This window comes from Pontibacter burrus (assembly GCF_010686685.1).
Lineage (GTDB): Bacteria > Bacteroidota > Bacteroidia > Cytophagales > Hymenobacteraceae > Pontibacter > Pontibacter burrus.
Genome location: NZ_JAAGWD010000024.1, coordinates 1 through 709 on the forward strand (window position 1 = coordinate 1; position 709 = coordinate 709).

Sequence of the window (709 nt, forward strand, 5' to 3'; positions counted from 1 at the left end):
ATCTAGTTCTTGATTTACCATTTCATAAATATCAATATCATAAGTTAGTGCTAAGTCCTCTATCGACTTAAGTACTTCTATCTTATTTTCAGAAAGTGCCGCAAAATTTATGAGTCTTTTTAATTCACCCAGCAAAAGGTTCTTTTCTAATTTATGTTCTTTTGAATCACCCTGGGTTATTTCAATAGGTGGTTTTACAACCATATCAAAGATATAGGCGAGGGGTTTTTCTTTATGGGTCCTTAGCACTAACTTATGATATTGATATTTATGAAATGGTAAATCAAGAACTAGATAATTACTAACCTTATGAAAAAAAGCTTAAATGATAGTTTAAGAGAGGAGTTCAACAACATTCTAAACAGTGCTGATATAAAAGAAAGAATCAGTACTCAAGAATTAGACTTGGCTATAATAATAGGAGCATTCGACAAATTATTAGCTGGCGAAAGATTCTTAGAGGCTACTGATGATGATTTAGAAAAAACCAGAACTGAATTTGAAAACTACATCCTGAATACTCTTAAGACAAAACAGTATCAAAATGATAATTAGGCAGGTTACTATAACAAACTTCTTCTGCTATTTGGGCAAAAACTCATTTGAGTTTACAGAAGGGTTGAATATCATCTCAGCAAAAAATGGAGGTGGTAAATCGCAGTTTTTCAATGCAATATACTGGACGTTTTTTGATAGAATTTATTCGGAA

General features: G+C 31.5%; 3 protein-coding genes. 2 read left to right on the forward strand and 1 reads right to left on the reverse strand.

Annotated elements, in window-relative coordinates; all coding sequences use genetic code 11:
* On the reverse strand, positions 1-204 hold a 204-nt coding region (locus GXP69_RS18880; protein WP_163917176.1), incomplete at its 3' end, for a hypothetical protein.
* A gap of 105 nt (positions 205-309) precedes the next feature.
* Here GXP69_RS18880 and GXP69_RS18885 point away from each other — a divergent pair.
* Positions 310-555 carry a hypothetical protein gene (locus GXP69_RS18885; protein WP_163917178.1) on the forward strand — a complete coding sequence of 82 codons (246 nt, stop codon included), beginning with the start codon at positions 310-312 and terminating at the stop codon, positions 553-555.
* The coding region (locus GXP69_RS19415; protein WP_163917180.1) for an AAA family ATPase at positions 545-709 on the forward strand (165 nt) is incomplete at its 3' end. The genes GXP69_RS18885 and GXP69_RS19415, both read left to right, overlap by 11 nt.